At 71.7% G+C, this 23,247-nt stretch carries 23 protein-coding genes and 1 pseudogene; 18 read left to right on the top strand and 6 right to left on the bottom strand.

Annotation, left to right across the window (positions count from 1 at the left end; all coding sequences use genetic code 11):
- Nucleotides 1-5: 5 nt before the first annotated feature.
- The 13 genes from ABCR83_RS16660 to ABCR83_RS16600 are packed head-to-tail and all read left to right on the top strand — an operon-like array spanning nt 6 to nt 14,338.
- Nucleotides 6-1,538 carry a right-handed parallel beta-helix repeat-containing protein gene (locus tag ABCR83_RS16660; RefSeq protein ID WP_462695803.1) on the top strand — a complete coding sequence of 511 codons (1,533 nt, stop codon included), beginning with the start codon at nt 6-8 and terminating at the stop codon, nt 1,536-1,538.
- 1 nt (nt 1,539) lies between these two features.
- Nucleotides 1,540-2,769 (top strand): O-antigen ligase domain-containing protein, encoded by a 1,230-nt coding sequence (locus ABCR83_RS16655; RefSeq protein ID WP_462695802.1) that lies wholly within the window; start codon nt 1,540-1,542, stop codon nt 2,767-2,769.
- Between the two features lie 2 nt (nt 2,770-2,771).
- On the top strand, nt 2,772-4,016 hold the full coding sequence (locus ABCR83_RS16650) for a glycosyltransferase (RefSeq protein ID WP_462695801.1): 1,245 nt from the start codon (nt 2,772-2,774) through the stop codon (nt 4,014-4,016).
- Nucleotides 4,013-5,248: a class I SAM-dependent methyltransferase gene (locus ABCR83_RS16645; protein ID WP_462695800.1), complete on the top strand. Its 1,236-nt coding sequence runs from the start codon at nt 4,013-4,015 to the stop codon at nt 5,246-5,248. The genes ABCR83_RS16650 and ABCR83_RS16645 overlap by 4 nt, the downstream gene beginning before the upstream one ends.
- A complete protein-coding gene (locus tag ABCR83_RS16640) occupies nt 5,245-6,039 on the top strand; it encodes a glycosyltransferase family protein (protein ID WP_462695799.1) in 795 nt (264 codons plus the stop codon). Before ABCR83_RS16645 ends, ABCR83_RS16640 begins: the two co-directional genes overlap by 4 nt.
- Nucleotides 6,036-6,683, top strand: a complete 648-nt coding sequence (locus ABCR83_RS16635; protein ID WP_462695798.1) for a PIG-L deacetylase family protein — start codon at nt 6,036-6,038, stop codon at nt 6,681-6,683. The genes ABCR83_RS16640 and ABCR83_RS16635 overlap by 4 nt, the downstream gene beginning before the upstream one ends.
- Nucleotides 6,684-6,686: 3 nt before the next feature.
- Complete coding sequence (locus tag ABCR83_RS16630) at nt 6,687-7,721, top strand: NAD-dependent epimerase/dehydratase family protein (protein WP_462695797.1); 1,035 nt, start codon at nt 6,687-6,689, stop codon at nt 7,719-7,721.
- Entirely contained in the window at nt 7,709-9,031 is a 1,323-nt protein-coding gene (locus ABCR83_RS16625) for a DUF4910 domain-containing protein (RefSeq protein WP_462695796.1), read from the top strand. The genes ABCR83_RS16630 and ABCR83_RS16625 overlap by 13 nt, the downstream gene beginning before the upstream one ends.
- Before the next feature lie 5 nt (nt 9,032-9,036).
- A complete protein-coding gene (locus ABCR83_RS16620; protein ID WP_462695795.1) occupies nt 9,037-10,326 on the top strand; it encodes a hypothetical protein in 1,290 nt (429 codons plus the stop codon).
- Nucleotides 10,323-11,270, top strand: a complete 948-nt coding sequence (locus tag ABCR83_RS16615; protein ID WP_462695794.1) for a glycosyltransferase family 2 protein — start codon at nt 10,323-10,325, stop codon at nt 11,268-11,270. The genes ABCR83_RS16620 and ABCR83_RS16615 overlap by 4 nt, the downstream gene beginning before the upstream one ends.
- Entirely contained in the window at nt 11,267-12,457 is a 1,191-nt protein-coding gene (locus tag ABCR83_RS16610) for a polysaccharide pyruvyl transferase family protein (RefSeq protein ID WP_462695793.1), read from the top strand. Before ABCR83_RS16615 ends, ABCR83_RS16610 begins: the two co-directional genes overlap by 4 nt.
- On the top strand, nt 12,454-13,005 hold the full coding sequence (gene rfbC, locus ABCR83_RS16605) for a dTDP-4-dehydrorhamnose 3,5-epimerase (protein ID WP_462695792.1): 552 nt from the start codon (nt 12,454-12,456) through the stop codon (nt 13,003-13,005). The genes ABCR83_RS16610 and rfbC overlap by 4 nt, the downstream gene beginning before the upstream one ends.
- Nucleotides 13,006-13,012: 7 nt before the next feature.
- A complete protein-coding gene (locus tag ABCR83_RS16600; RefSeq protein ID WP_462695791.1) occupies nt 13,013-14,338 on the top strand; it encodes a glutamate-1-semialdehyde 2,1-aminomutase in 1,326 nt (441 codons plus the stop codon).
- Between the two features lie 7 nt (nt 14,339-14,345).
- Here ABCR83_RS16600 and ABCR83_RS16595 read toward each other — a convergent pair whose 3' ends face one another.
- The 4 genes from ABCR83_RS16595 to ABCR83_RS16580 form a co-directional block, all read right to left on the bottom strand.
- Complete coding sequence (locus ABCR83_RS16595) at nt 14,346-15,002, bottom strand: phosphatase PAP2 family protein (protein ID WP_462695790.1); 657 nt, start codon at nt 15,000-15,002, stop codon at nt 14,346-14,348.
- 372 nt (nt 15,003-15,374) lie between these two features.
- On the bottom strand, nt 15,375-15,821 hold the full coding sequence (locus ABCR83_RS16590; RefSeq protein WP_462695789.1) for a PIN domain-containing protein: 447 nt from the start codon (nt 15,819-15,821) through the stop codon (nt 15,375-15,377).
- Nucleotides 15,818-16,063 carry a type II toxin-antitoxin system Phd/YefM family antitoxin gene (locus ABCR83_RS16585; protein WP_462695788.1) on the bottom strand — a complete coding sequence of 82 codons (246 nt, stop codon included), beginning with the start codon at nt 16,061-16,063 and terminating at the stop codon, nt 15,818-15,820. Before ABCR83_RS16585 ends, ABCR83_RS16590 begins: the two co-directional genes overlap by 4 nt.
- 13 nt (nt 16,064-16,076) lie before the next feature.
- Nucleotides 16,077-16,421 carry an MmyB family transcriptional regulator gene (locus ABCR83_RS16580; protein ID WP_462695787.1) on the bottom strand — a complete coding sequence of 115 codons (345 nt, stop codon included), beginning with the start codon at nt 16,419-16,421 and terminating at the stop codon, nt 16,077-16,079.
- Between the two features lie 12 nt (nt 16,422-16,433).
- Here ABCR83_RS16580 and ABCR83_RS16575 point away from each other — a divergent pair.
- From ABCR83_RS16575 to ABCR83_RS16555, 5 genes and pseudogenes are all read left to right on the top strand, one after another.
- Nucleotides 16,434-16,673, top strand: a pseudogene (locus ABCR83_RS16575) (MFS transporter); the annotation flags it as partial.
- 513 nt (nt 16,674-17,186) lie between these two features.
- Nucleotides 17,187-17,813, top strand: a complete 627-nt coding sequence (locus ABCR83_RS16570) for a hypothetical protein (protein WP_462695786.1) — start codon at nt 17,187-17,189, stop codon at nt 17,811-17,813.
- A 19-nt stretch (nt 17,814-17,832) separates the two neighbouring features.
- Nucleotides 17,833-18,495, top strand: a complete 663-nt coding sequence (locus ABCR83_RS16565) for a class F sortase (protein ID WP_462695785.1) — start codon at nt 17,833-17,835, stop codon at nt 18,493-18,495.
- A gap of 157 nt (nt 18,496-18,652) precedes the next feature.
- Nucleotides 18,653-19,387 (top strand): DUF4097 family beta strand repeat-containing protein, encoded by a 735-nt coding sequence (locus ABCR83_RS16560; protein ID WP_462695784.1) that lies wholly within the window; start codon nt 18,653-18,655, stop codon nt 19,385-19,387.
- A gap of 107 nt (nt 19,388-19,494) precedes the next feature.
- A complete protein-coding gene (locus ABCR83_RS16555; RefSeq protein ID WP_462695783.1) occupies nt 19,495-19,875 on the top strand; it encodes a DUF779 domain-containing protein in 381 nt (126 codons plus the stop codon).
- A 20-nt stretch (nt 19,876-19,895) separates the two neighbouring features.
- Here ABCR83_RS16555 and ABCR83_RS16550 read toward each other — a convergent pair whose 3' ends face one another.
- Together ABCR83_RS16550 and ABCR83_RS16545 are read right to left on the bottom strand one after the other, a co-directional pair.
- Entirely contained in the window at nt 19,896-22,103 is a 2,208-nt protein-coding gene (locus tag ABCR83_RS16550) for a putative bifunctional diguanylate cyclase/phosphodiesterase (protein WP_462695782.1), read from the bottom strand.
- Entirely contained in the window at nt 22,100-22,888 is a 789-nt protein-coding gene (locus tag ABCR83_RS16545) for an SAM-dependent methyltransferase (RefSeq protein WP_462695781.1), read from the bottom strand. The genes ABCR83_RS16550 and ABCR83_RS16545 overlap by 4 nt, the downstream gene beginning before the upstream one ends.
- Between the last annotated feature and the right edge of the window lie 359 nt (nt 22,889-23,247).

The following is a 23,247-nucleotide window of genomic DNA, read 5'->3' as shown; positions in this document are numbered from 1 at the left end:
GGCGCGTGGGGATCAAGAGGCGGTACTGGGGGGCGCCGGCGGCGGCGCTGATCCTGCTGGCGGCGACCGGCTGTACGAGCACGCCGGACGACTCGGCGGAGCCGACCGACAAGCCCGCCGCGTCCGGGGCGCCCGCCACGTCCGTGGCCCACGTGTGCGCCAAGCCCGAGGCCGGGCCGGCGAAGGCGCCGGCGGGCGCGGTGACGGTCGACCCCGCGGTGGTCGACGACCTGGCCGCGAAGACCAGGAACAGCCCCCCGGGCACCACGTTCTGGCTCCGGCCCGGCACACACAGACTCGAGCCGGACCGCTTCGCCCAGGTCATGGCCAAGCGGGGGAACCGCTACCTCGGAGCGCCGGGTGCGGTGCTCGACGGCCGGAAGGTCAACCAGTACGCGTTCGGCGGTACCGCCCCCGACGTCACCATCAGCCACCTGACCGTGCAGGGGTTCGTCGCGCCGAACAACGAGGGCGTGGTCAACCACGACATGGCCGACGGGTGGGTGATCGAGCACGCGGCGATCCAGTACAACTCTGGCGCCGGGCTGATGGCCGGTGCCCGCCAGCAGGTCCGTGCCAGCTGCCTGCGCGACAACGGGCAGTACGGAATGAACGCGTACAAGACCGGCGACTCCATCCGCGGCCTGGTGGTCGAGGGCAGCGAGATCGTGGGCAACAACACCGACGACTGGGAGCGGCAGCGGCCGGGCTGCGGCTGTACCGGAGGCATCAAGTTCTGGGCCGTCAACGGCGCCGACATCCGCGGCAATTGGGTGCACGACAACCGTGGAGCCGGGTTGTGGGCGGACAACAACAACAACGACTTCCGCATCGAGGACAACGTGCTGGAGGCCAACGACGGTGCCGCGCTGATGTACGAGACCAGCTACAACGCGGTCATCCGGAACAACACGATCCGGCGGAACAACTGGGTCGAGGGCCGCAAGGACGCCGAGCGCGGCGACGACTTCCCGTACGCGGCGGTCTACGTGTCCGAGGCCGGCGGCGAACCACGGATCCGGGCCCGCACGGACAAGATCGAGATCTACCGGAACGTGCTGGAGAACAACTGGTCCGGGATCACCCTGTGGGAGAACGCCGACCGGTTCTGCAACAGCCCGGCCAACACCTCGACCGGTTACTGCACGTTGCTGGTGAAGGACACCGGCCGCTGCGCGCGGCCGGCGATCGCCGACGCACCGCTCTACGCCGACTGCCGGTGGAAGACCCAGCGGGTGGACATCCACGGCAACCGCTTCGTGCTGGACACGTCCGTCGTCAAGTGCACGGCGGAGTGCGGCCGCATGGCGGTCCTCGCCAACTACGGCACCTATCCGGACTGGTCGCCGTACAAGGGCAAGCGGGTGGCCGAGGCGATCGCCCACAAGCAGCTCAACCGCTGGCACGACAACTTCTACCGCGGACCGTGGACCTTCGTCGCGGGCGACCCGGGCCAGAAGCTCGACTCCCGCCAGTGGCAGGGCACGTCGTACCAGCAGGACGCGGGCAGCACCTTCGCCCCACAGGCCGGTGGTTGAGATGACCGGGGACGCCGGCACACCGAAGGCCGTCGGGATCGTCTGGGCGCTGCTGGCCCTCAACACGCTTGGTTCCGCGGGGGCGAAGACCGTCATCCCGCTGCCTCGCTCCCTCATCCAGCTGGCCACCATGGGCGCGCTGGGCGCCGCGTTCGCGCTGGCGCTCGCGCTCAATCCCCGGCTGCGCATCCGGCCCAGCGCCTTCGTGTTCCTGCTCACCCTGCTGCTGGTGCCGAGCGTGATCTCCAGCGTGAACCTGGGGGGCGGCGCGCTGTTCCGCTGCTCCCGGCTGGCCCTCTTCGTCGGCACACTGTGGCTGCTCAGCCGCTGGTGGGACGGCAGCCTGACGTTCGTCCGCTACCACATCCGGATGTACTTCGCGGTGCTCGTGCTGGTGGCCGCGGGCCTGGCCGCCTCACCGGGCACGGCCATGCCCGAGTACTACGGCGGGCGGCTGGTCGGCGCGTTGTGGCCGCTCACCCCGCCGCAGATCGGACAGTACGCCGCGGTGATCATCGGGCTCACCGTGCTGCTCCTGCTGGGCCGCCGGACCACCGGGGCCAGTGCGGCGCTGGTCATCGTGCCGTCACTCGTCCTGCTCGCGATGACCCACACCCGGACGGCCACGCTCGGCCTGCTCATCGGGCTGGTGCTGGCGATCGGCTCGCTCGTCCTGACCAGCGCCGCCGCCCGCCGGTTCTTCGCCTGGACGGTGGTGTGCGCCACGGTGGCCGCGGTGGCGTTCAGCTCCGTGCTGGAGGCGTGGTTCCTGCGCGGGCAGGACAAGGAGAACTTCTCCAACCTCACCGGCCGGGCCAAGGTCTGGGACGCCCTGCTGACAGCGCCCCGGACGACCACGGAGCAGCTGTTCGGCGTGGGCCTGGGCGACAAGTCGTTCGGCGGACTGCCGATCGACAACAGCTGGCTGGCCGTTTACAACGAGCAGGGTCTGACCGGCACCGCCCTCGTGGCGGCGTTCATGATCGTGCTCGCCGGCGTCGCGTTGCTGCGGCCGCCGTCGCTGCCGAGGGCCTGCGCGATCTTCCTGATCAGCTACTGCGCGATCTCGTCGTACACCGAGGCCGGGCTGGGCGACGCCTCGGCGTATCTGCTGCATCTGGCCCTGGCCGCCTCGCTGTTGGCGGCACCCGTCGCGGCCGAGCCCCTCTCGACGGCCGAAGCCCCTCGACGACACGTCCCGCGATGGGCCCGGAAATCGGAGATGAGCTGACCATGCACGTCCTTGTGGTGCACAACCGCTACTCGTCGGCGCAGCCGAGCGGGGAGAACAGAGTCGTCGACGAGGAGGTGGCGCTGCTGCGCGCGGCCGGCCACCGGGTCGACGTATTCGAGCGGCGCAGCGACGACATCGCCGCCCGGTCCCTTCTCGCCAAGGCCGCGGTGCCGCTCCTCGTGCCGTGGAACCCGGCGGTCCGCACGGAGCTCGCCGCCCGGCTCCGCACCGGGCGTCCTGACGTGGTGCACGTCCACAACGTCTTCCCGCTCCTGTCGCCCGCGGTGCTCGCCGCCTGCGCGGACGCCGGTGTGCCCGCCGTCGCCACGCTGCACAACTACACCCAGGTCTGCCCGCCCGGCACGCTGCACCGGGACGGCCGGCTGTGCACCGAGTGCGTCGGGTCGGCGGCCTCGCTGCCCGCCGTCCGGCACGGCTGCTACCGGAACTCCCGCCTGGCGACGGTGCCGCTCGCGGTCAGCCTGTCGGTCAACCGGCGGCGGTGGTGGTCCGGCGTGGAGCGGTTCTTCTGCATCTCCGCGGCGCAGCGCGACATCCTGGTGCGGTCCGGCATGCCGGCCGAACGGCTGGCGGTGAAGCACAACTTCGTGCCCGACCCGGGCGCCTGCCGGACGGGCACCGGCGAGCATCTGCTCTTTCTCGGCCGGCTCACGGAGTCCAAGGGCGTGCGGCTGCTCATGGCCGCGTGGGACCGGATCGCGGCGAGCGGCGGCGTGGGCGTGCCGCTCGTGCTCGCCGGCGCGGGGCCTCTGGAGCGGGAGGTGACCGCCTGGGCGGCGGGCCGGGACGACGTGCGGTACGCCGGACTGCTGGACCCGGCGGAGTGCGGGCAGGCCGTCGCACGGTCGGTCGCCGTGGTGGCTCCCTCGATGTCCTTGGAGACGTTCGGCCTGGTGGCCGCCGAGGCGATGGCGGCCGGGGTCCCGGCCGTCGCCGCCGGTCACGGCGCCTTCGTCGAACTCGTCGAGGACGGGGTGACCGGGCTGCTGCACCGGCCGGGCGACCCCGCCTCGCTCGCGTCCTGCCTGCGCCGGATCACGGACGGGCAGGACCGCAACCGGGAGATGGGACAGGCGGCCCGGCGCCGTTACGAGCAGGAGTTCAGCCCGGCCGTCGGGCTGGAGCGCCTGGTGGAGGGGTACCGCACCGCGATCGCGGGTCGGAACGGAAACGCTGGCTCGCGGCGGGGCATCCGCGCGGGCAGGGATGGGGGAAGTAGATGACACGATGCCGACTCTGCGGCTCGGCGACGCTGGCGAGCGTCGTCGATCTGGGGGCGACCCCGCCGTGCGAGAGCTTTCTCGCCGCGGACCAACTGGACCAGCCGGAACCGGCGTACCCGCTGCACCTGCGGGTCTGCACCGACTGCTGGCTCGCGCAGATCCCTCCGCTGATCACGCCGGAGGAAACGTTCACGCAGTACGCGTACTTCTCCTCCTACTCGAGCTCCTGGGTGGAGCACGCGCGCACGTTCGTCGCCGACGCCGTACAGCGGACGGATCTCGGCCCCGACGCCTTCGTGGTCGAAGTCGCGAGCAACGACGGGTACTTGCTGAAGCACGTGGTGGAGCGCGGGATCCGCTGCCTCGGCGTCGAGCCGTCGGTGAACGTCGGTGCCGCGGCGCGGGACGCGGGTGTGCCCACGCTCACGGAGTTCCTGACCCCGGCCACCGGCACGGCCGTCCGCGCCGAGCACGGCCCGGCGGACCTGGTCGTCGCCAACAACGTGTACGCGCACATCCCCGACGTGGTCGGGTTCACCCAGGGGCTGCGCGCCCTGGTCGCCGACGACGGCTGGGTCTCCATCGAGGTGCAGCACCTGCTGACCCTGATCGAGAAGAACCAGTACGACACGATCTACCACGAGCACTTCCAGTACTACACGGTCGCGTCCGCGATCCGGGCGCTGGCGAGCGGCGGACTCGCGCTCGTGGACGTCGAGTTGCTGCCCACGCACGGCGGCTCCATCCGGCTGTGGGCCCGGCCGGCCGAGGTGGCCGGCGAGCCCAGTCGGCAGGTGGCCGACGTGCTGGACCGGGAGAAGGCCGCCGGGCTGCAGGAGCTGTCCGGCTACACCGAGTTCTCCGCCCGGGTGGCCAAGGTGCGCCGGGACCTCCTGCGGTTCCTTATCGAGGCGGCCGAGCGCGGCGAGACGGTGGTGGGCTACGGCGCCCCGGGCAAGGGCAACACCCTGCTCAACCACTGCGGCATCCGGCCCGACCTGCTCCCGTACACGGTCGACCGCAACCCCTACAAGCACGGCAGGTTCACCCCGGGCACCCGCATCCCCGTCCTGCCGCCCGAGCGGATAGCCGCCGACAGACCGGACTACGTCCTCGTCCTCCCGTGGAACCTCCGGGACGAGCTGGTCGAGCAGCTGTCCTTCGTCCACGACTGGGGCGGCCGGCTGGTCTTCCCCATCCCGGAACTGAGCATTGTCGAGGTCAAGCGATGAAGGTCGTTCTGTTCTGCGGCGGTTACGGGATGCGGATGCGGAGCGGTGCCGCGGACGACGTGCCCAAGCCGATGGCGATGGTCGGCCCACGGCCGCTGATCTGGCACGTCATGCGCTACTACGCGCACTTCGGGCACACGGAGTTCATCCTGTGCCTCGGGTACGGGGCGCACCACATCAAGGACTTCTTCCTCAACTACGAGGAGACGACGTCCAACGACTTCGTGCTGCGGGGCGGGCGGACCGAGCTGCTGTCCACCGACATCTCCTCCTGGACGATCACGTTCGTGCAGACCGGCATCGAGTCGCCGATCGGGGAGCGGCTGCGCCGCGTGCGGCAGCACCTGGACGGCGAGGAGATGTTCCTCGCCAACTACGCCGACGTGCTCACCGACGCCCCGCTGCCGGAGATGATCGACCGGTTCGCGCAGCGCGACGCGGGCGCGTCGATGATGGTCGTTCCGCCCCAATCATCCTTCCACTGCGTCGAGTTGGGCGAGGACGGCCTGGTGGGCGGCATCACCGCGGTGAGCGAACTGCCGCTGTGGGAGAACGGCGGCTACTTCGTGCTCCGCCAGGAGGTCTTCGACCACATACCGGAGAACGGGGACCTGGTCGCCGACGGATGCGCCCAACTGGCCAAGCAGGGACGGCTGGTGGCGCACCAGCACCGCGGCTTCTGGAAGCCGACCGACACCGTGAAGGAACGGGCCGCGCTCGACGCCGCCTACGCCCGGGGCGACCGCCCATGGGCCGTGTGGGAACGGGACGGCGCGGGGGTGAGCGCGTGATCCGCCTCGGGGCCGGGCGTCTGGACCGGATCGTCGCGGTGGGCGCGCACTGCGACGACATCGCCATCGGCGCCGGCGGCACGCTGCTGGCGCTGTGCCTCGCGCGGCCGGGCATCCGCGTCGACGCGCTGGTGCTCTCGGGCGGTGGCAGCGAGCGGGAGCAGGAGGAGCAGGCCGCCCTCGCCGCCTTCTGCCCGGGCGCCGAACTGCGGCTGACCGTACTCAAGTTGCCGGATGGCCGGATGCCCACGCACTGGGACGAGGCCAAGGCCGCTGTCGAGGAGCTGCGCGCGCGGACCGAGCCGGATCTGATCCTCGCGCCGCGCACCGACGACGCGCACCAGGACCACCGCGGCCTGGCGCAGCTGATGACCACCGCGTTCCGCGACCACCTCGTGCTCGGCTACGAGATCGTCAAGTGGGACGGCGATCTCGGCCGTCCGGCGGCGTACCAGCCGCTGTCGCCGGAGATCGCCGAACAGAAGGTGCGGCTGTTGCAGGAGCACTACCCCTCGCAGCGGCACCGGCCCTGGTACGACCGGGAGGCCTTCCTCGGTCTCGCACGCATCCGCGGCATCGAATGCCACGCGCGCTACGCCGAGGCGTTCGCCGTCACCAAACTCACTCTCGATCTGGGGGATTGAACCTTGCGCGTACTGCTGACCGGGCACCAGGGCTACCTGGGCACCGTGATGGCCCCGATCCTCGCGGCCGCCGGGCACGAAGTCGTCGGTCTGGACGCCGGCTTGTTCGCGGACTGCGTCCTCGGACCGACGCCCGCGGACCCGTCCGGGCACCGGGTGGACCTGCGCGACGTCACGGCCGACCACGTGGCCGGGGTGGACGCCGTGATCCACCTGGCCGCGCTCTCCAACGACCCGCTGGGCTCACTGGCGCCGGACCTCACCTACGACATCAACCACCACGCGTCCGTACGCCTTGCCCGGCTGGCCCGCGACGCCGGAGTGCGGCGCTTCCTGTACGCGTCGACCTGCTCCGTCTACGGCGCCGCAGGCGACCCCGACTTGTCGAACTTGGTGACCGAGGACGCCCCGCTGCGCCCGGTGACGCCGTACGCGGAGTCCAAGGTGCGGGTGGAGGACGACCTGCACGCGCTGGCCGACGGCGAATTCAGCCCGGTGTTCATGCGCAACGCCACCGCCTTCGGCTACTCGCCCCGGCTGCGCGCCGACATCGTGCTGAACAACCTGGTGGGCCACGCGCTCCTGTCCGGCGAGGTGCTGGTGCTCTCCGACGGCACCCCCTGGCGCCCGCTGGTGCACGCCGCCGACATCGCGCGGGCCTTCACGGCCGCGCTGACCGCACCGCGCGAAGCCGTGCACGACCGGGCGTTCAACATCGGCAGCGAGACCAACAACGTGACGGTCGCCGAGATCGCCGAGCAGGTCGCCGAGGCGGTGTCCGGCGCGAAGGTGGTGATCACCGGGGAGACCGGTGCCGATCCGCGGTCGTACCGGGTGGACTTCTCCCGGTTCCGCGCCGCGATACCCGGCTTCGACTGCGAGTGGACGGTGAAGCGGGGCGTGGTCGAACTCGCCGACGCCTACCGCAAGTTCGGGCTGACCCGGGAGGACTTCGAGCGACGCTTCACCCGGCTCGCCGTCCTGCGCGCGGCGTCCGGCGCCGGTGCCGTCGACGACACCCTGCGGTGGCGCCGGTGACCACGGCGGGCGAAGAGATGTACGCGCTGGTGGAGCGGCTGTACCCGCTCTGCCGGAGCATCACCGGCGACGGGGTGCGCGCCACCCTGGAGGTCGTCGGCGAGTATGTCCCGCTGCAGGTGCATGAGGTGCCGACCGGGACGCAGGTGCTCGACTGGACGGTGCCGCAGGAGTGGAACATCCGGGACGCGTACATCGCCGACACCGCGGGCAACCGGGTCGTCGACTTCGCCGCGTCCAGCCTGCACGTGCTCGGCTACAGCGTGCCGGTGTCGGCGACCATGCCGCTGGCCGAGCTGCGCGCGCACCTGCACACCCTGCCGGACCACCCGTCCTGGGTGCCGTACCGCACCAGCTACTACAAGCCGGAATGGGGGTTCTGCCTGGCCCAGGAGACCCTGGACGCGCTGCCGGACGGCGAGTACGAGGTGCGCATCGACTCCACACTCGCCGACGGCCACCTCACCTACGCCGAGCACGTGATCCCCGGGCAGGTCGCCGACGAGGTGATCGTCTCCTGCCATGTCTGCCACCCGTCGCTGGCCAACGACAACCTGGCCGGCATCGCGGTGGCGACCTACCTGGCCCGGGCGCTGGCGGAGCAAACGCCGTACTACACCTACCGGTTCATCTTCGCGCCCGGCACCATCGGGGCGATCACCTGGCTCGCCCGCAATGCCGAGCGCGTGATTGGGGCATCCCCTGCTCGAGCGGAGCCGAGAGCTGGGGGAAAGGTCAAGCACGGGCTGGTGCTGGCCTGCGCGGGAGACCCGGGCCGACTGACGTACAAACAGAGCAGGCGCGGCGACGCGGAGATCGACCGGGTGATGCGGCACGTGCTGGCCACCTCCGAACGCCCGCACCACGTCGCCGAGTTCACTCCGTACGGCTACGACGAGCGGCAGTTCTGCTCACCCGGGTTCGACCTCGGCGTGGGCTCGCTCAGCCGGACCCCGTACGCCGGTTACCCCGAGTACCACACCTCGGCGGACAACCCGGACTTTGTCTCCCCGGAGGCGATGGCGGACACGCTCGCCGTCTGCCGCGAGGCGTTCGCCGTCCTCGACCGCAACCGGCGGTACGTCAATCTCAGCCCCTACGGCGAACCACAGCTGGGGCGGCGGGGGTTGTACGACTCGCTCGGCGGCCGCAGCGACGCGAAGCAGGCCCAGTTGGCCATGCTCTGGGTGCTCAGCCTCTCCGACGGCGAGCACAGTCTGCTGGACGTCGCCGAGCGGTCCGGGCTGCCGTTCGACACCGTCGCCGCCGCGGCCGACGCCCTGCACGGCGCCGGGCTGCTCAAGGCATGACACCGATGACCACCGAGAGGGAGAAGACGGCGCCGACGGCGACGACCGCCAAGCGGGGCGTGCTCGGCCGGCTGTCCTGGGGGCTGGCCGACCAGGCGGTCTCCAGCATGACCAACTTCGCGGTGGGGGTCTTCGTGGCCCGCTCGCTGGGGGTGGCCGCGTTCGGCGTGTTCAGCCTGGCCTGGCTGACGTACGGCGTGGTGCTCAACATCTCCCGCGGGCTGGCCACCGACCCGCTCATGGTGCGGTTCAGCGGCATGCCGGACACCCTCTGGCGTGCGGCGGCGTCCCGGTCCTCGGGGGCCGCGCTCGTCATCGGCTCCACCCTCGGCGCCGGATGCCTGCTGGTCGGGCTCGGTCTCGGCGGTCAGGTGGGGCCGGCGTTCGCCGGCCTCGGCGTCGCCCTGCCGGCCCTGCTGCTCCAGGACTCCCGGCGGTTCGCGTTCTTCGCCGCCGGCACCGGGCGGAAGGCGTTCACCAACGACCTCGTGCAGGGCGTCGCACTCGTCCCGGCCATGATCGTGGCGGCCCACGTGGGCACCGTGGCCGCCTTCGTGCTGGCCTGGGGCGCCGCCGCCGCGCTGGCCGCCGGGTACGGCTTCCTCCAGTCCGGCATCCGGCCGCGGGTGACCGAGGCCCGCGGGTGGATTCGCGAGCAGCGCGACCTGGGCAGCCGGTACCTGATCGAGAACGTCAGCCTCAGCGGCGCCGGCCAGCTGCGGGCGTACGGGCTCGGCGCGATCGCCGGGGTCGGCGCGGTGGGGGCAGTCCGGGGCGCCGAGCTGCTGCTCGGCCCCTTCCTCGCCCTGCTGATGGGGCTGTCGCTGGTCACCGTGGCCGAGGCGGCCCGGGTGCTGAGGCAGGACCCGCACCGGCTCGGCAGGTTCTGCCTCCTGCTGGGCGGCGGGCAGGCCGGCGCCGCCCTGCTGTGGGGCGCGGCGCTGCTGCTGATGCCGGACCGGCTCGGCGAGCTCGTCCTCGGCGACGTCTGGCACTCCGCCTCCCAGCTCATCGTGCCGGCCACGCTCGGCGTCGCGGGCGCCGGCCTCGGCAGCGGCGCGGCGGCCGGGCTGCGCGCGCTCGCCGCGGCCCGGCGCAGCCTGCGCTGCCAACTGTTCGCCTCCGCCTGCTACGTCGGCGGCGGGCTCGGCGGGGCGGCCGTGGCCGGCACGGCCGGCTCGGCCTGGGGCGTCGCCGCCGCGACCGTCTGCGGCTCGGCCGTGTGGTGGCTGCAACTGCGGTCCGCCCTGCGCGAGCGCCACCACACCCCCATCCCCGAAGTGAGGACGTCATGACCGCCCATCCCCGGCTGAGCATCGGCCTGCCCGTGTACAACGGCGAGGAGTACCTGGCCGAGTCGCTCGACGCCCTGCTCGGCCAGACCTACGAGGACTTCGAGCTGGTCATCTCCGACAACGCCTCGACCGACGGGACCCGGGACATCTGCCGCCGGTACGCCGGGAAGGACTCGCGCATCCGGTACCTCCGGCTGCCCCGCAACATCGGCGCCGCGCCGAACCACAACTATGTGTTCACCGAGTGCCACGGCGAGCTGTTCAAGTGGGCCTCGCACGACGACCTGTACGCCCGGGATCTGCTGCGGCGCTGCGTAACGGCGCTGGACGAGCGGCCGGACGTCATCCTCGCGCACGCCGACCAGGCGGTCATCGACGGCGACGGCCAGGTGAAGGTCCCGTACGAGTACACGCTCGCCACCGGCTCGCCGCACGCGCCGGAGCGCTTCCGCAGCATGCTGTTCGAGCCCGGCGGCGACGACTTCTACGGCGTGATGCGGGCCGACGTGCTGCGCCGGGTGAAGCCGCACGACAGCTACCACCACGCGGACCGCACGTTCGTCGCCGAGATCGGCCTGCACGGGCCCTTCCACCAGGTGCCGGAGCTTTTGTACTTCCGCCGCGACCACCCCACCCGCGCCGAGCGGGCGAACCCGTCCAAGCGCTCCCGGTGCGTCAACCTGGACCCACGCCGGGCGGGCCCGCTGCACCCGACGCCCCGGCTGCTCGCCGAGTACGTCTGGGGCTTCGTCGCGGCGATCCGGCGGGCGCCGTTGTCCGCGGCCGACCGGCGCGCGTGCCACCGCCACCTGGCCGCGTGGATGGCCAGCCGGGTCCGGCCGGGCGCCGGCGAGCGGGTCGAGGACCGCGCCCCGGTCGACCCGGGCCGGCTCGCCGTCTCCGTCGACGACTTGGTGGCCGGGCGTGAAGGGCGGCGGGCGTGAGGACCCCGGTGCGCGTCGGGGTGTTCGGCCTGCTCGGCTCCGGCAACCTCGGCAACGACGGGTCGCTCGAGGCCGTGCTCGGCTACCTCCGCGCCGAGCACCCGGAGGCGGTCGTGGACGCGCTGTGCGGCGGACCCGAGGTCGTCGCGGCCCGGTACCGGATCCCCGCGACGCGGCTGCACTGGTACCGCGGGGAGTACCGGACCGCGTCGCGTGCGGGCGCGATCGCGGCCAAGGGGCTGGGCAAACTCGTCGACGCCGTCCGCACCGCCGCCTGGGTGCGCCAGCACGATGTGGTGATCGTGCCGGGCATGGGCGTCCTGGAGGCCACGCTGCCGCTGCGGCCGTGGGGCTTCCCGTACGCGCTGTTCCTGCTCTGCGCCTCCGGCCGGCTGTTCGGCACCCGGGTCGCGCTGGTCGGCGTCGGCGCCGCCGCGATCGGCAACCGGCCGACCCGGGTCCTGGTGCGCTGGTCGGCGCGGCTGGCCGCGTACCGGTCGTACCGGGACGCCCTGTCCCGCGACGCGATGCGGGCGATGGGCGTGGACACCGCGCACGACGAGGTCTACCCGGACCTCGCCTTCGCCCTGCCGACGCCGCGGGCGAGCGCGACCCCGGGCCTGGTCTGCGTCGGCGTCATGGACTTCCACGGCGGCAACGACGACCGCGCCCGGGCCGAGGAGATCCACCGGCGCTACCTCGAGGGGACAACTCGATTCGTCCGCACGCTGGTCGAGCACGGCAGGCCGGTCCGGCTGGTCACCGGCGACGCGTGCGACGCGCCGGTGGTCGCCGCGATCCTCGACGCGGTGGACTCGCCGCTGGTCACCGCCGCCGAGGCGGCCTCGCTGGCCGACCTGATGAAGGAAATGGCGGCCGCCGACACCGTGGTGGCGACCCGGTACCACAACCTGGTCTGCGCGCTGAAGGCCGGCACGCCGACGCTCGCACTCAGCTACGCGGCGAAGAGCGACGCGCTCATGGACCGGATGGGGCTGGGCGCGTACTGCCACCCGGCCCGCGAGGTCGACGCCGACCGGCTGCTCGAGCAGTTCCGATCGCTGGAGCGGCGATCGGCGGAGCTGCGGCAGACCCTCACCGAGCGGAACATGATCGCCGCCCGGCAACTGGACCACCAATTCACCGACTTGACCGCGGCCTTGTTCTCCATGCGGGAGGCTCCATGAAAGCGACCGAAGTCCCGGCTATCGCCGGTGCGTACCTGTTCGAGCCGACGCCGTACGCCGACGAGCGCGGCTTCTTCTGCCGTACCTTCGACGCCGAGGTGATCCGCTCGGTGGGCCTCGACCCGGACGCCTTCGTCCAGGACAGCGTGTCCCGCTCGCTCCGGGGCGTGCTGCGCGGTCTGCACCTGCGCTCCGGCGCAGGTGAGGCCAAGCTGGTGCGGTGCTCGTACGGGAGAATCTTCGACGTCGTCGTCGATCTACGGCCGGACTCGCCGACCTACCGCAACGTGGCCTCCTTCGAGCTGTCCGGCGAGACGCAGGCGACCCTGTACATCCCGGCGGGGTGCGCGCACGGCTTCCAGGCGCTGACCGAGACCGCCGACACCTCGTACCGGATCGACCGCCCGCACGATCCGGCCGAGGACGTGACGATCGCCTTCGACGACCCGGAACTCGCCATCCCCTGGCCGCTGCCTGTCAGATCGACATCCCGGCGGGACCGAGAGGCACCGAGCCTCGCCGAGGTCCTGAAGCAGAAGGAGAGCTGAAGTCACCGTGGACACCGAAGAGTTCCTGCTGCCCCGGTCCCGGGCGGCGAACGAGCGGCTGCACGCCATGATCCCCGGCGGCGCGCACACCTACGCCAAGGGCGACGACCAGTACCCCGAGAACCTGGCCCCGGTCATCAGCCACGGCCACGGTGCCCACGTGTGGGACATCGACGGCAACCGCTATGTCGAGTACGGCTCCGGCCTGCGGTCGGTCAGCCTCGGCCACGCCCACCCCCGCGTGCTCGAGGCGGTGCGGCGGGAACTCGACCGCGGCAGCAACTTCGTGCGGCCGTCCATCGTGGAGGTCGAGGCCGCGGAACGTTTCCTGGCCACGGTGCCGACCGCCGAGATGGTGAAGTTCGCGAAGAACGGCTCCGACGTCACCACCGCCGCGGTGCGACTCGCCCGCGCCGTCACCGGGCGCCCGCGGGTGGCCATCTGCGCCGACCATCCGTTCTTCTCCGTCGACGACTGGTTCATCGGCACCACGCCGATGTCCGCCGGCATCCCGGAGGCGATCACCGAGCTCACCGTGGCGTTCCCCTACGGGGACCTGGCCGCCACGGAGGAGCTGCTCACCCGCCACCAGGACGAAATCGCCTGCCTGATCCTCGAACCCGCCGGCCACACCGAGCCTCCGCCCGGGTACCTCGCCGGCCTGCGCGAGCTGGCCGACCGGCACGGCTGCGTACTGATCTTCGATGAGATGATCACCGGCTTCCGCTGGTCCGAGGCGGGCGCCCAGGGCCTGTACGGCGTCGTCCCCGACCTCTCCACGTTCGGCAAGGCGCTGGGCAACGGGTTCGCCGTCTCCGCGCTGGCCGGGCGCCGCGACCTGATGGAGCGGGGCGGGCTGCGTCACTCCGGCGACCGGGTGTTCCTGCTGTCCACCACGCACGGTGCCGAAACGCACTCGCTGGCCGCCGCGATGGCCGTGCAGACCACCTACGCCGAGGAGGGCATCACCGCTCAACTGCACGCGCTCGGCGAGCGGTTGGCCGCCGGTGTCCGCGACGCCGCGGCGAGCATAGGCGTCGGTGACCACGTCGTCGTCCGGGGCCGGGCCAGCAACCTGGTCTTCGCCACCCTCGACGAGAACCGGCAGCCGTCGCAGCCGTACCGCACCCTGTTCCTGCGCCGACTCCTCGCGGGCGGGGTGCTGGCCCCGTCGTTCGTGGTGAGCAGCGCGCTCGGCGACGCCGACATCGACCGCACCGTCGAGGTGGTGGCCCAGGCATGTGCGGTATACCGGAAGGCACTGGACGCCGCCGACCCCGCCCCCTGGCTGGCCGGGCGGCCTGTGAAACCCGTGTTCCGCCGCTTGGCATGACGTGACGTCAGCGCCTTTCCCGCCATCCGGCGTCGGCCGTCCGGTCGACCAGCCACGCGGTCGCCGGTATCACCGCCAGCGCGGTGCACCAGCCGCCGAGGACGTCGGTCGGGTAGTGCGCGTCCAGGGCGACCTGCGCCCAGCCCATGGCGGCGCCGGCAACCAGCGCCGCGGCGAGCACGAGCAACGTGCCGGCCGTCCTGCCGAGGCCGAGCCGGCCGGTCGCGAGCAGCGCCACCACGAGGGCGAGCGCGGTGGCGAAGGCGGTGTGCCCGCTCGGGTAGGACAGGTATCCGTGGTGGATGGTGCGTCCCGCCAGGTGCTTGAGCACCGTCGTCGTCCCCACGGTCAGACCGACGCCGACGACGGTGAGCACCGCCGCGCGAGGACGCCGAAGCAGCAGGCAGCCCGTCACGGTGACCACGACCAGCGCCGCCGCTCCGGTGGGCTCCCCCCAGAAGTCCAGGGCCAGAGCGACGGACCGCCACGGCGGCCGCACACCGTCCACCGCCGGCTGGAGCCATATGTCCACCCTGCCGGGCTTGTCGTGGCCGGTGTACAGGACCCCGAGCACGACGACCAGCAGCGTGGCGAGCGCCGCGATCAGCCCGAGCCGCGCGCGCAGCGACGGGGGCAGCACCGCGGGCGCCGGCCGGTCGGTCATACGTCCGCCGAGTCCGGTCGACCTGCGGTGGCTTGCCGTGATCGGCAGTTGGTGTTCCGGATCTTGGCTTCCCGAGGCGGGGTGAGGGTGCGGCCCGTCAACACATCAAGCGCGAACCGGGCCGGGCCGGCTTCCAGGCCCGCTCCGGCCGAGCGGAGGCGTTCGGCTTCTGCCGGCACCAACTCCCCCACCAACGAGCCCCCGTCGTGTCCGAGGATCGGTTTCCGCTTGCCACCCTAGCCAACAATGCGATCGCGCACACCGCCGTGGTCGAGCCCCAAGTCGGCTTCCCGGAGCGAACGTTGCGACCTGGGCGAGGCGTCACGCCAGGAAACCGTGCGCACGTCGAACGAGCATCACGGCAGACCCGGTCTACAGATCGTCGGGCAGGAGACGAAACGCGGTGTGCCCGGTCAGTGGACGCACCATGCGGAAGTGCTTGTCCGTGGTGAACATCAAGTCCGAGCCGTAGGCGGCGGCGAGGGCGACGTTCATGGCATCGGTCAGTCCGATACCCTTGCCGCCGTCGGCGTCCTTGTAACCTTCCGCCACCGCGATCGCAGCACTGAGATGCGGCCGCACGTCCGGCACCTCGAAGCGGCGCGTCGCCGTGTTGGCCTCGATGAACCGGGCTGCCGCCAAGGCCTGCCGCGCGCCTGATCGCGCGGTGATCAGGTAGTCGAGTTCCGCCAGCACCAGGGGGCAGACGATCAGGTGGCTGATGGACGAAAAAGCCGCTTTGTGGTCGGCGTGACCGGTGGCTTTCGGGTCGAGGAGCCGGAAGAACGCGTTGGTGTCCGCGATGGCGACCCGGTTCACGATCCCATCCCCCCGAGGATCTCGTCGATCTCGTCGTCGGTGAGGTCGCCGCCCAGGTCAAGCTGGGGAATCTCGATGTCGTCCATGGGGCCGGTCGGGTAGGGAGGGGTCTCGGGCCCCCGGTAGGGGCGCAGCACGGCGACGGGGCGGCCGTTCTTGGTGACCGTGATCGTTTCACCGCGTTCTGCGGCAGCGAGAATCCGAGAGGAGTTCTGGTTGAACTCCCTGGCCGTGGCTTCCATGTACTACAGAGTACTACCCGTCGACCGGATCAAGCCCGGCATCCCGGCCACTCGGCCCGGCCGACAGGGACAGCAGCGCTTCATGGTCGGCGGTATCCGGCGGTGCCTGGTAGACGACCAACCGCTGACCGTCGCTGCGGGCCACTTCGAACGCCTCATAGGTCAGCGTCATCCGTCCCGCCGTCGGGTGGCGGTACACCTTGCGCCCGTCGGTGCGTGCCCGTACCTCGTGGCGCTGCCACAGGGCGGCGAACTCGGCGCTGCGATCGGTGAGTTCGCCGACGACCTCATGGATGTCCAGGGCACCCGGATGCACGACGATCGCGGTGCGCAGATGAGCGACGACGCCGCGGGCCACAGCGTCCCACAGACCGGCCTGGGCCTGTTCACCCTCGGATCGCTGCTGTGCGGACTGGCGCCCGGTCTGCCGTGGCTCATCGCCTTCCGTGTCGTCCAGGCAGTGGGTGCCTCGATGCTCAACCCGGTGGCCATGTCCATCATCACCAACACCTTCGACGAGCCGCGCGAGCGCGCCCGGGCGATCGGCGTGTGGGGGGCGGTGATGGGCGTGGCGATGGCTGTGGGCCCGATGGTGGGCGGTGCGCTGCTCGCCGTCCGCGGCGCGCTCACCACCGAGGCGCCGCTCTTCGCCGCATACCTCCTCATCGGCATCGGTGTGGGGTTGGCCAACACGCCCGTCACCAACGCCGCCATGTCCGGCATGCCCAAGGAGCAGGCGGGGGTGGCCGCGGCGATCGTCTCCACCAGCCGCCAGTTCGGCCAGGCGCTGGGCGTTGCGGTGCTCGGCGCGGTGCTCACCACCGGGCTGCACCGCCCCGGTACGGGGTTTGCCCGGGCGGTGGAACCGGCGTACTGGATCATCACCGCCTGCGGCCTGGCCATCGTCCTCCTTGCCCTGACCACCACGCGCCGCACCGCGGGCGCCGAGCGCATATACGCCGCCGGGGGCGGGACGGTCAATGAACTCGGCCGTCGACGACCGAGAAGTTGACCCGGACCCCATCCGTACGGCTCAGCTTGATTACCGAATGGAGCAATACGACTACCCTCCGGATGCTCCCTTCGGATTCCCGGGTGAACCTCGGATCAAGGAGGTACACCAATGAAGTCAATCCGTACCGCTGTATGCGGCACTCTGACGGCCGTGGCCGTCTGCGCGGCTCCGGCCGCCTACGCCCTCAACTCGGCTCCGGCCGCAGGCACCGTCAAGTCCGAGAGCCGGATCGTCGCCAAGCACGGCGACCGCGAGGACTGTGACCGTGACGAAGGGCGCGACCATCGCGAAGGCCGCGAGGACCACGAGGGTCGCGACTGCGACCGCGAGGGCCGTGACAACGGCCGTGACGAGGGTCGCGAGGACCGCGGCGACCACCGCGAGGGCCGTGACGAAGGCCGCGAGGACCACGGGCGTGACCACGACGAGGGTCGTGAGCACGGCCGTGACCACGACGAGGGCCGCGAGCACGGGCGTGACCACGACGAAGGTCGTGAGCACGGCCGTGACCACGACGAGGGCCGCGAGCACGGCCGTGACCACGGGCGGGACGACCGCCACGAGCACGGCAGACCGCACGGTCACGCCCACGCGGGCGGTGGCGCCACCGCGCAGCTGGCCGCGGCGGAGTCCTCGTCCCCCGACACCGCCGCGATCCTGCTCGCAGGTGCCACGGCGGGTATCGCCGGTGGGCTGATCTGGTCCCGCCGCCGCGCCAACGCGGCCAAGCGCTGACGGGAAGCGAAGCGGCATCATGTCAGAACCGCGCACAGGTGGTTACGGCCGCCTGCTGACAGGAGTGGCCTGGGTGGCATTGCTGCTGGCCCTGTGGCTACGGGGCCATGACATCGCCGAGGAGCCCATAGCCAGGGCTCCGAAGACCGGTGATGTCGCGTCCCAGGACCGCTCTCCTGCGCACGGCCTGCCCCCGGCACACGATCCGTTGCCGGGGGCCGGCCCCCAGGCGCTGGCCATCAAGGCCATGGGCCTGCAGGCCCCCATCGAAGGCCATGGCCTCGATGCGCAGGGCGGCCCCGAGGCGCCCCCGTACGAGCGGGCCAACGCCGTCTCCTGGTACCAGGACGGCCCGCAGCCCGGAAGCTCCGGCGCGGCCGTCCTCGTCGGCCATGTGGACACCACCACCGGCCCGGCCGTCTTCTACGAGCTGAGCAATGTCAAACGGGGCGAGAAGATCAGCGTCTCCCGTTCGGACGGCTCCACCGCGGAGTTCACCGTCGACAACGTCTCGGTCGTCGCCAACGACCACTTCGACGACGACAAGGTCTACGGGCCGCAGGACACCAACCGCGCCGAGCTGCGCTTGATCACCTGCGGCGGCGACTACAACCGCGACCAGCACCAGTACACCGCCAATGTGGTGGTGTCCGCGTATCTCACCGGTGCCGGCCGCGCCTGACGTCCGCGTCACGACTCCGGGCATATGAGGCCGGAGGGTGACATCAGATACCGCGGAAGCCGGGGGTTTACCCCATGGTCGTGCCCAGGCAGCTGCCATAGCGTGGCAGCGTCCCAAGGGCCGGGACCAGTGACTTCCGTACATCTGGAGAACATTCATGCGCAAGCAGCCGCGCTTCCTGGGGGCCGTCGCGTTGGCCGGGATCACCCTCGGCACACTGACCGCGTGCGATGCCCTGTCGTCCGACAAGAGCTTCGAGGACGACGCCACGGTGTCGCAGAAGATCACCTCCGTGCGGCTGGACGGCAACGGCGGCGCGGTCACCCTGCGCGGCATGGACGGCCCCACCAGGGTGTCCCTCAACCGTACGGTCAATTACAAGGGCGACCGGCCGGAAGGACCGACCCATCGCGTCGAGAACGGCGTCCTGGTGCTCGGCGGCTGCGGCAACCACTGCTGGGTGAGCTACTCGCTCAACGTACCGGCCGGGATCCCGGTGACCGGCTCCACCTCCAATGGCGCGATCACCTTGTCCAAGGTGGGAGCGGTCAAGGTGCGTACCACCAATGGCGCCATCGACCTGGACGGCGTCAGCGGGGCGGTGGAGGTGCGCACCACCAACGGGCGGGTCAAGGGACGCGGGCTGACGGGCACCGGCATCAAGGCCGAGACCACCAATGGCGAGATCAGCCTCAGCCCGGCCAAGGCCCAGGACATCCGGGCGAAGACCTCCAACGGCGCGATCGGCGTCACGGTACCGGCCGGCCGGTACCAGGTGTCCGCGGACACCAGCAACGCGAACAAGAACATCGGCATCGCCGACGACCCGTCCGGGGATCACCGGATCGACCTGTCCACCAGCAATGGCGCCATCACCGTCAAGCCCTCCTGACCGGCCCGCCGGCAGGCCGCCCGGCTTGCCCGGATAGGCACTTGCCCGGCTCGGACGCCCGGCTTCACCCTGAAGTCCGTACCCCCGACGGATCCCGGGAGCCGTCCATGAGCGGAGCAGTGTCCCGCATCGCCCTCACCCAGCAGGCGGCCGAGCTGATCCGCGAACTGCGCGGCAGACACGGCCCGTTGATGTTCCACCAGTCCGGCGGCTGCTGCGACGGCAGCTCGCCCATGTGCTACCCGCGGGGCGAGTTCCGTACCGGTGGCTCCGATGTCCTGCTCGCCGAACTAGCCGTGGACGGGATGCCGGAGACGGTCGGGTTCTGGATGTCGGCCGACCAGTTCGAGCTCTGGCGGCACACCCACCTCACGGTGGACGTCGTGCCGGGGCGTGGCAGCGGGTTCTCCCTGGAGGCCCCGGAGGGGGTGCGCTTCCTGATCCGCTCGCGGCTGCTGACCGACGAGGAGGCCCGGCGGCTGGGCTGAGCGGCCCCGCGGCCCGGCCCTCAGGATGCGTCGGCGAGCGACAGCGTGTGCAGGCGCTCGGGCGGTCCGGGACGGGCGTAGTACCAGCCCTGTGCCGTTTCACAGCCCAGTATCCGCAGGTGGTCGGCCTGGGTGCCGGTCTCCACGCCCTCCACCGTCACCGACAGGTCGAGCGTGTGGGCGAGCGAGACAATGCCTTCGACGATCTTCACATCGACGGGGTCGGCGGGCGCGCACTGCATACCGCGGGTGAAGGAGCGGTCGAGCTTGAGGGTGCTGACGGGCAGCCGGCGCAGATAGGAGAGGTTGGAGTAGCCGGTGCCGAAGTCGTCGAGGGCGATGTCCACGCCCAGGTCGGCGAGTTGGCGCAGTGGGCGCAGCTCCTCCTCGTCGGCGCCGATGAGGGCGTTCTCGGTGACCTCCAGGCACAGCGCCGAGGGGTCCAGGCCGGCGTTGTCCAGGACGGCGACGATGTCGTCGACCAGGGAGGGGTAACGGAGCTGTGCGGGCGAGAGGTTGACGTTGACCCGCAGGGGAACGCGGCAGGTGCCCTCGGTGCGCCAGGCGCGGGCCTGCCGGGCGGCCTCCTCCAGCACCCAGCGGCCGAGCGGCACGATCAGGCCGGTGCTCTCGGCGAGCGGGATGAACTGGTCGGGGCCGAGGACGCCGTGCACCGGGTGCAGCCAGCGGACGAGCGCCTCGGCTCCGCGCACGGTGCCGTCGGAGAGCCGGACCAGTGGCTGGTACTCGATGAAGAACTCGCCGTTCTCCAGGGCGCCGGGCAGGCAGTTGGTGAGGTCATGGCGGACGATGGCGCGGGCGTCGCTGTCGGCGTCGGCCAGTTCATAGCGGTTGCCGCCCGCCGCCTTGGCGCGGTACATGGTGATGTCGGCGCTGCGCAGCACCTCGGCCGCGCCGAGTTCGCCGGCCGGTCCGCCGACGATGCCGATGCTGGCCCGTACGGACAGCTGGCGGCCGTCGAGGTGGACGGGGTCGGCGAGGGCGGTGAGCATCCGGCGGGCGAGGGCGGTGACCTCGCGCTGTGCGGTGGGGCCGGTGATGAGGGCCACGAACTCGTCGCCGCCGAGGCGGGCGACGAGCTCCCGGGGGCCGGTGGCGCAGGCCCGCAGCCGTTCGGCGACGGCGACCAGCAGCTGGTCGCCGACGGTGTGGCCGAGGCTGTCGTTGACCGCCTTGAAGTCGTCCAGGTCGAGGTAGCACAGGCCGAAGTGGGCGTCGCCGGTGCGGGGTTCGAGGGCCCGGTCGAGGCGTTCGAAGAACAGGGCGCGGTTGGGGAGCCCGGTCAGGTCGTCGTGGGTGGCCTGGTGGCGCAGCCGCTCGTGCAGCAGCCGGCGCTCGGTGATGTCCTGCATGAGCGCGATCTGGTACTGGGGGCGGCCGGACGCGTCCCGCAGCAGGGAGACGGTCAGGTCGGTCCACAGGACGCTGCCGTCGCCGCGGTGGTAGGGCTTCTCCACCCGGTAGTGGTCGCGGTCGCCGCGGACCAGTTCGGCGTACAGGCCCCAGACCTCGGGTGAGTCGTCGGGGTGCACCAGTTCTCCGACGTTGCGGCCGGCCACCGGGTTGTCGAGGTGGCCGAACATCCGGATGAGCGCGTCATTGACATCGGTGATGTGGCCGTCGACGTCGGCGATGCCGACTCCGATGGCGGCTCCTTCGAACACGGCACGGAACCGGGCCTCGCTGGTGTGCAGGGCCTGCTCGGTGCGGGCCTGGGTGGCCAGCGCGGCCCGGGAGACGGCCTCTTGTTCGGCGAGGGTGCGGTCCCGCAGGGCGTGGGCGAAGCCCGCGGCGAGGGTGTGCTGGAGCCGGGTGCAGCGGCCGCGGCTCTCGTCGGCGGTCAGGGTGCCGTCGGAGGGGCAGTGGAGCACCAGGTAGGTGTCGATGACGCCGAGGATCAGCGGCAGGGCGTCGGGGTCGGTGCAGTGGCCGCGGACCAGGGCGGCGCCCACCTCGGCGGCGGGCCGCGGGTCGAAGGGCCGGGAGTGCAGCGCGTCGCGGAGACGTCCGGCGAGGGGTGCCAGGTGGTGCTCGAATTCGGCGCGGGTCAGGGGGGTTGTGGTGGCGGGGTGCAGCGCCCGGCCCCAGAGCGCGGCGAAGTGCCGGATCCGCTCGTCGTCGGATGCGGCCCGGTGCTCGCTCCCGTGCGGGCGCGGGAGCGGGGCGGCCGTCCCGTACCGGGTTCGTCCGTCCGGCCTGCTGGTCACGGCTTGCGTCCCACACCGGCCACACCGGCGAAGCCGGCGCCGGACCCGTCCGGACTGTCCGCGCCCGGCCGCCAGTCCGGGATGGGCACCAGGCCCGGGGCGACCATGGTGAAGCCGTCGAAGAACCGGGCCACCTCCGGCCGGGAGCGGGGGCACAGCGGGGAGCCGATGTCGCGGTAGAGGTCCAGCGGCTGCTCGCCGGGGGTCGCATGGGTGAGGACGAGGAGACTGCCGGGGGCGAGGGCGTCCCGCAACTCGGCCACGGCGCGGTGGGGTCGGTCCTGTTCCCGGAGGAAGTGCAGGACGGCGACGAGCAGCAGGGCGACGGGCCGGTCCAGGTCGAGGAGCTCGCGGGCCGGCCGGCTGTGCAGGATGTCCCGCGGCGAGCGGAGGTCGGCGGCCAGGACGGCCGCGCGGTCGTCGCCGACGAGGACGGCCCGGCTGCGCTCGACGGCGACCGGGTCGTGGTCCACATAGACGACCCGGGCGTGCGGGTCGGCGTCCTGGGCCACCTCGTGGACATTGCCCGCGGCGGGGATGCCGGAGCCGATGTCGAGGAACTGGGTGACCCCTTGGTCCACGGCGAAGCGTACGGCGCGGCGCAGGAAGGCGCGGTTGGCCCGCATGATCCCCGGCAGCTCCGGAAACGCCTCGACGGCCCGCCGCCCGGCCGTTCGGTCGGCTTCGGTGTGGTGCGAGCCACCCAGGTAGTAGTCGTAGATGCGGGACACGCTGGGCGCGGACAGATCGATGCCCTGGGGGGCCCAGCCGGGACGCTCCGTCACGCTGTCTCTCCAGCTCATCTCAGGGGGTGTTGAGGGGTCCGAGCAGAGGCTACTGATCGTTCGTTCGAATGATAGAAGGAAGTGGATACCGGTCGTCCGCATAGGGCCGCCGATCACCCCCGCCTCCAGCAGGTGTGCCATTCAAGGAAGTTCAAAACCGCTTGCCCACGTGAGATGCGTCTCTGTCATCCGATCGTTGGTGACTACAGGAAATGATCATGGAGGGCCGTCTTCCGCGCAAGGGGCGCGTCCCGGTTCGCCCCGGCGCGCGGACGCACGACAGGGACCGCACTCCGGGAGTGCGGTCCCTGTCGTGGCGTCAGGCGCTGGACTGCTCCCCCGTCCGCATGACGGAGGGA

The organism is Streptomyces xingningensis (assembly GCF_054957865.1).
Note: the sequence above shows the minus strand (reverse complement) of the source record. Positions and strands in the feature narration are given on the sequence as shown.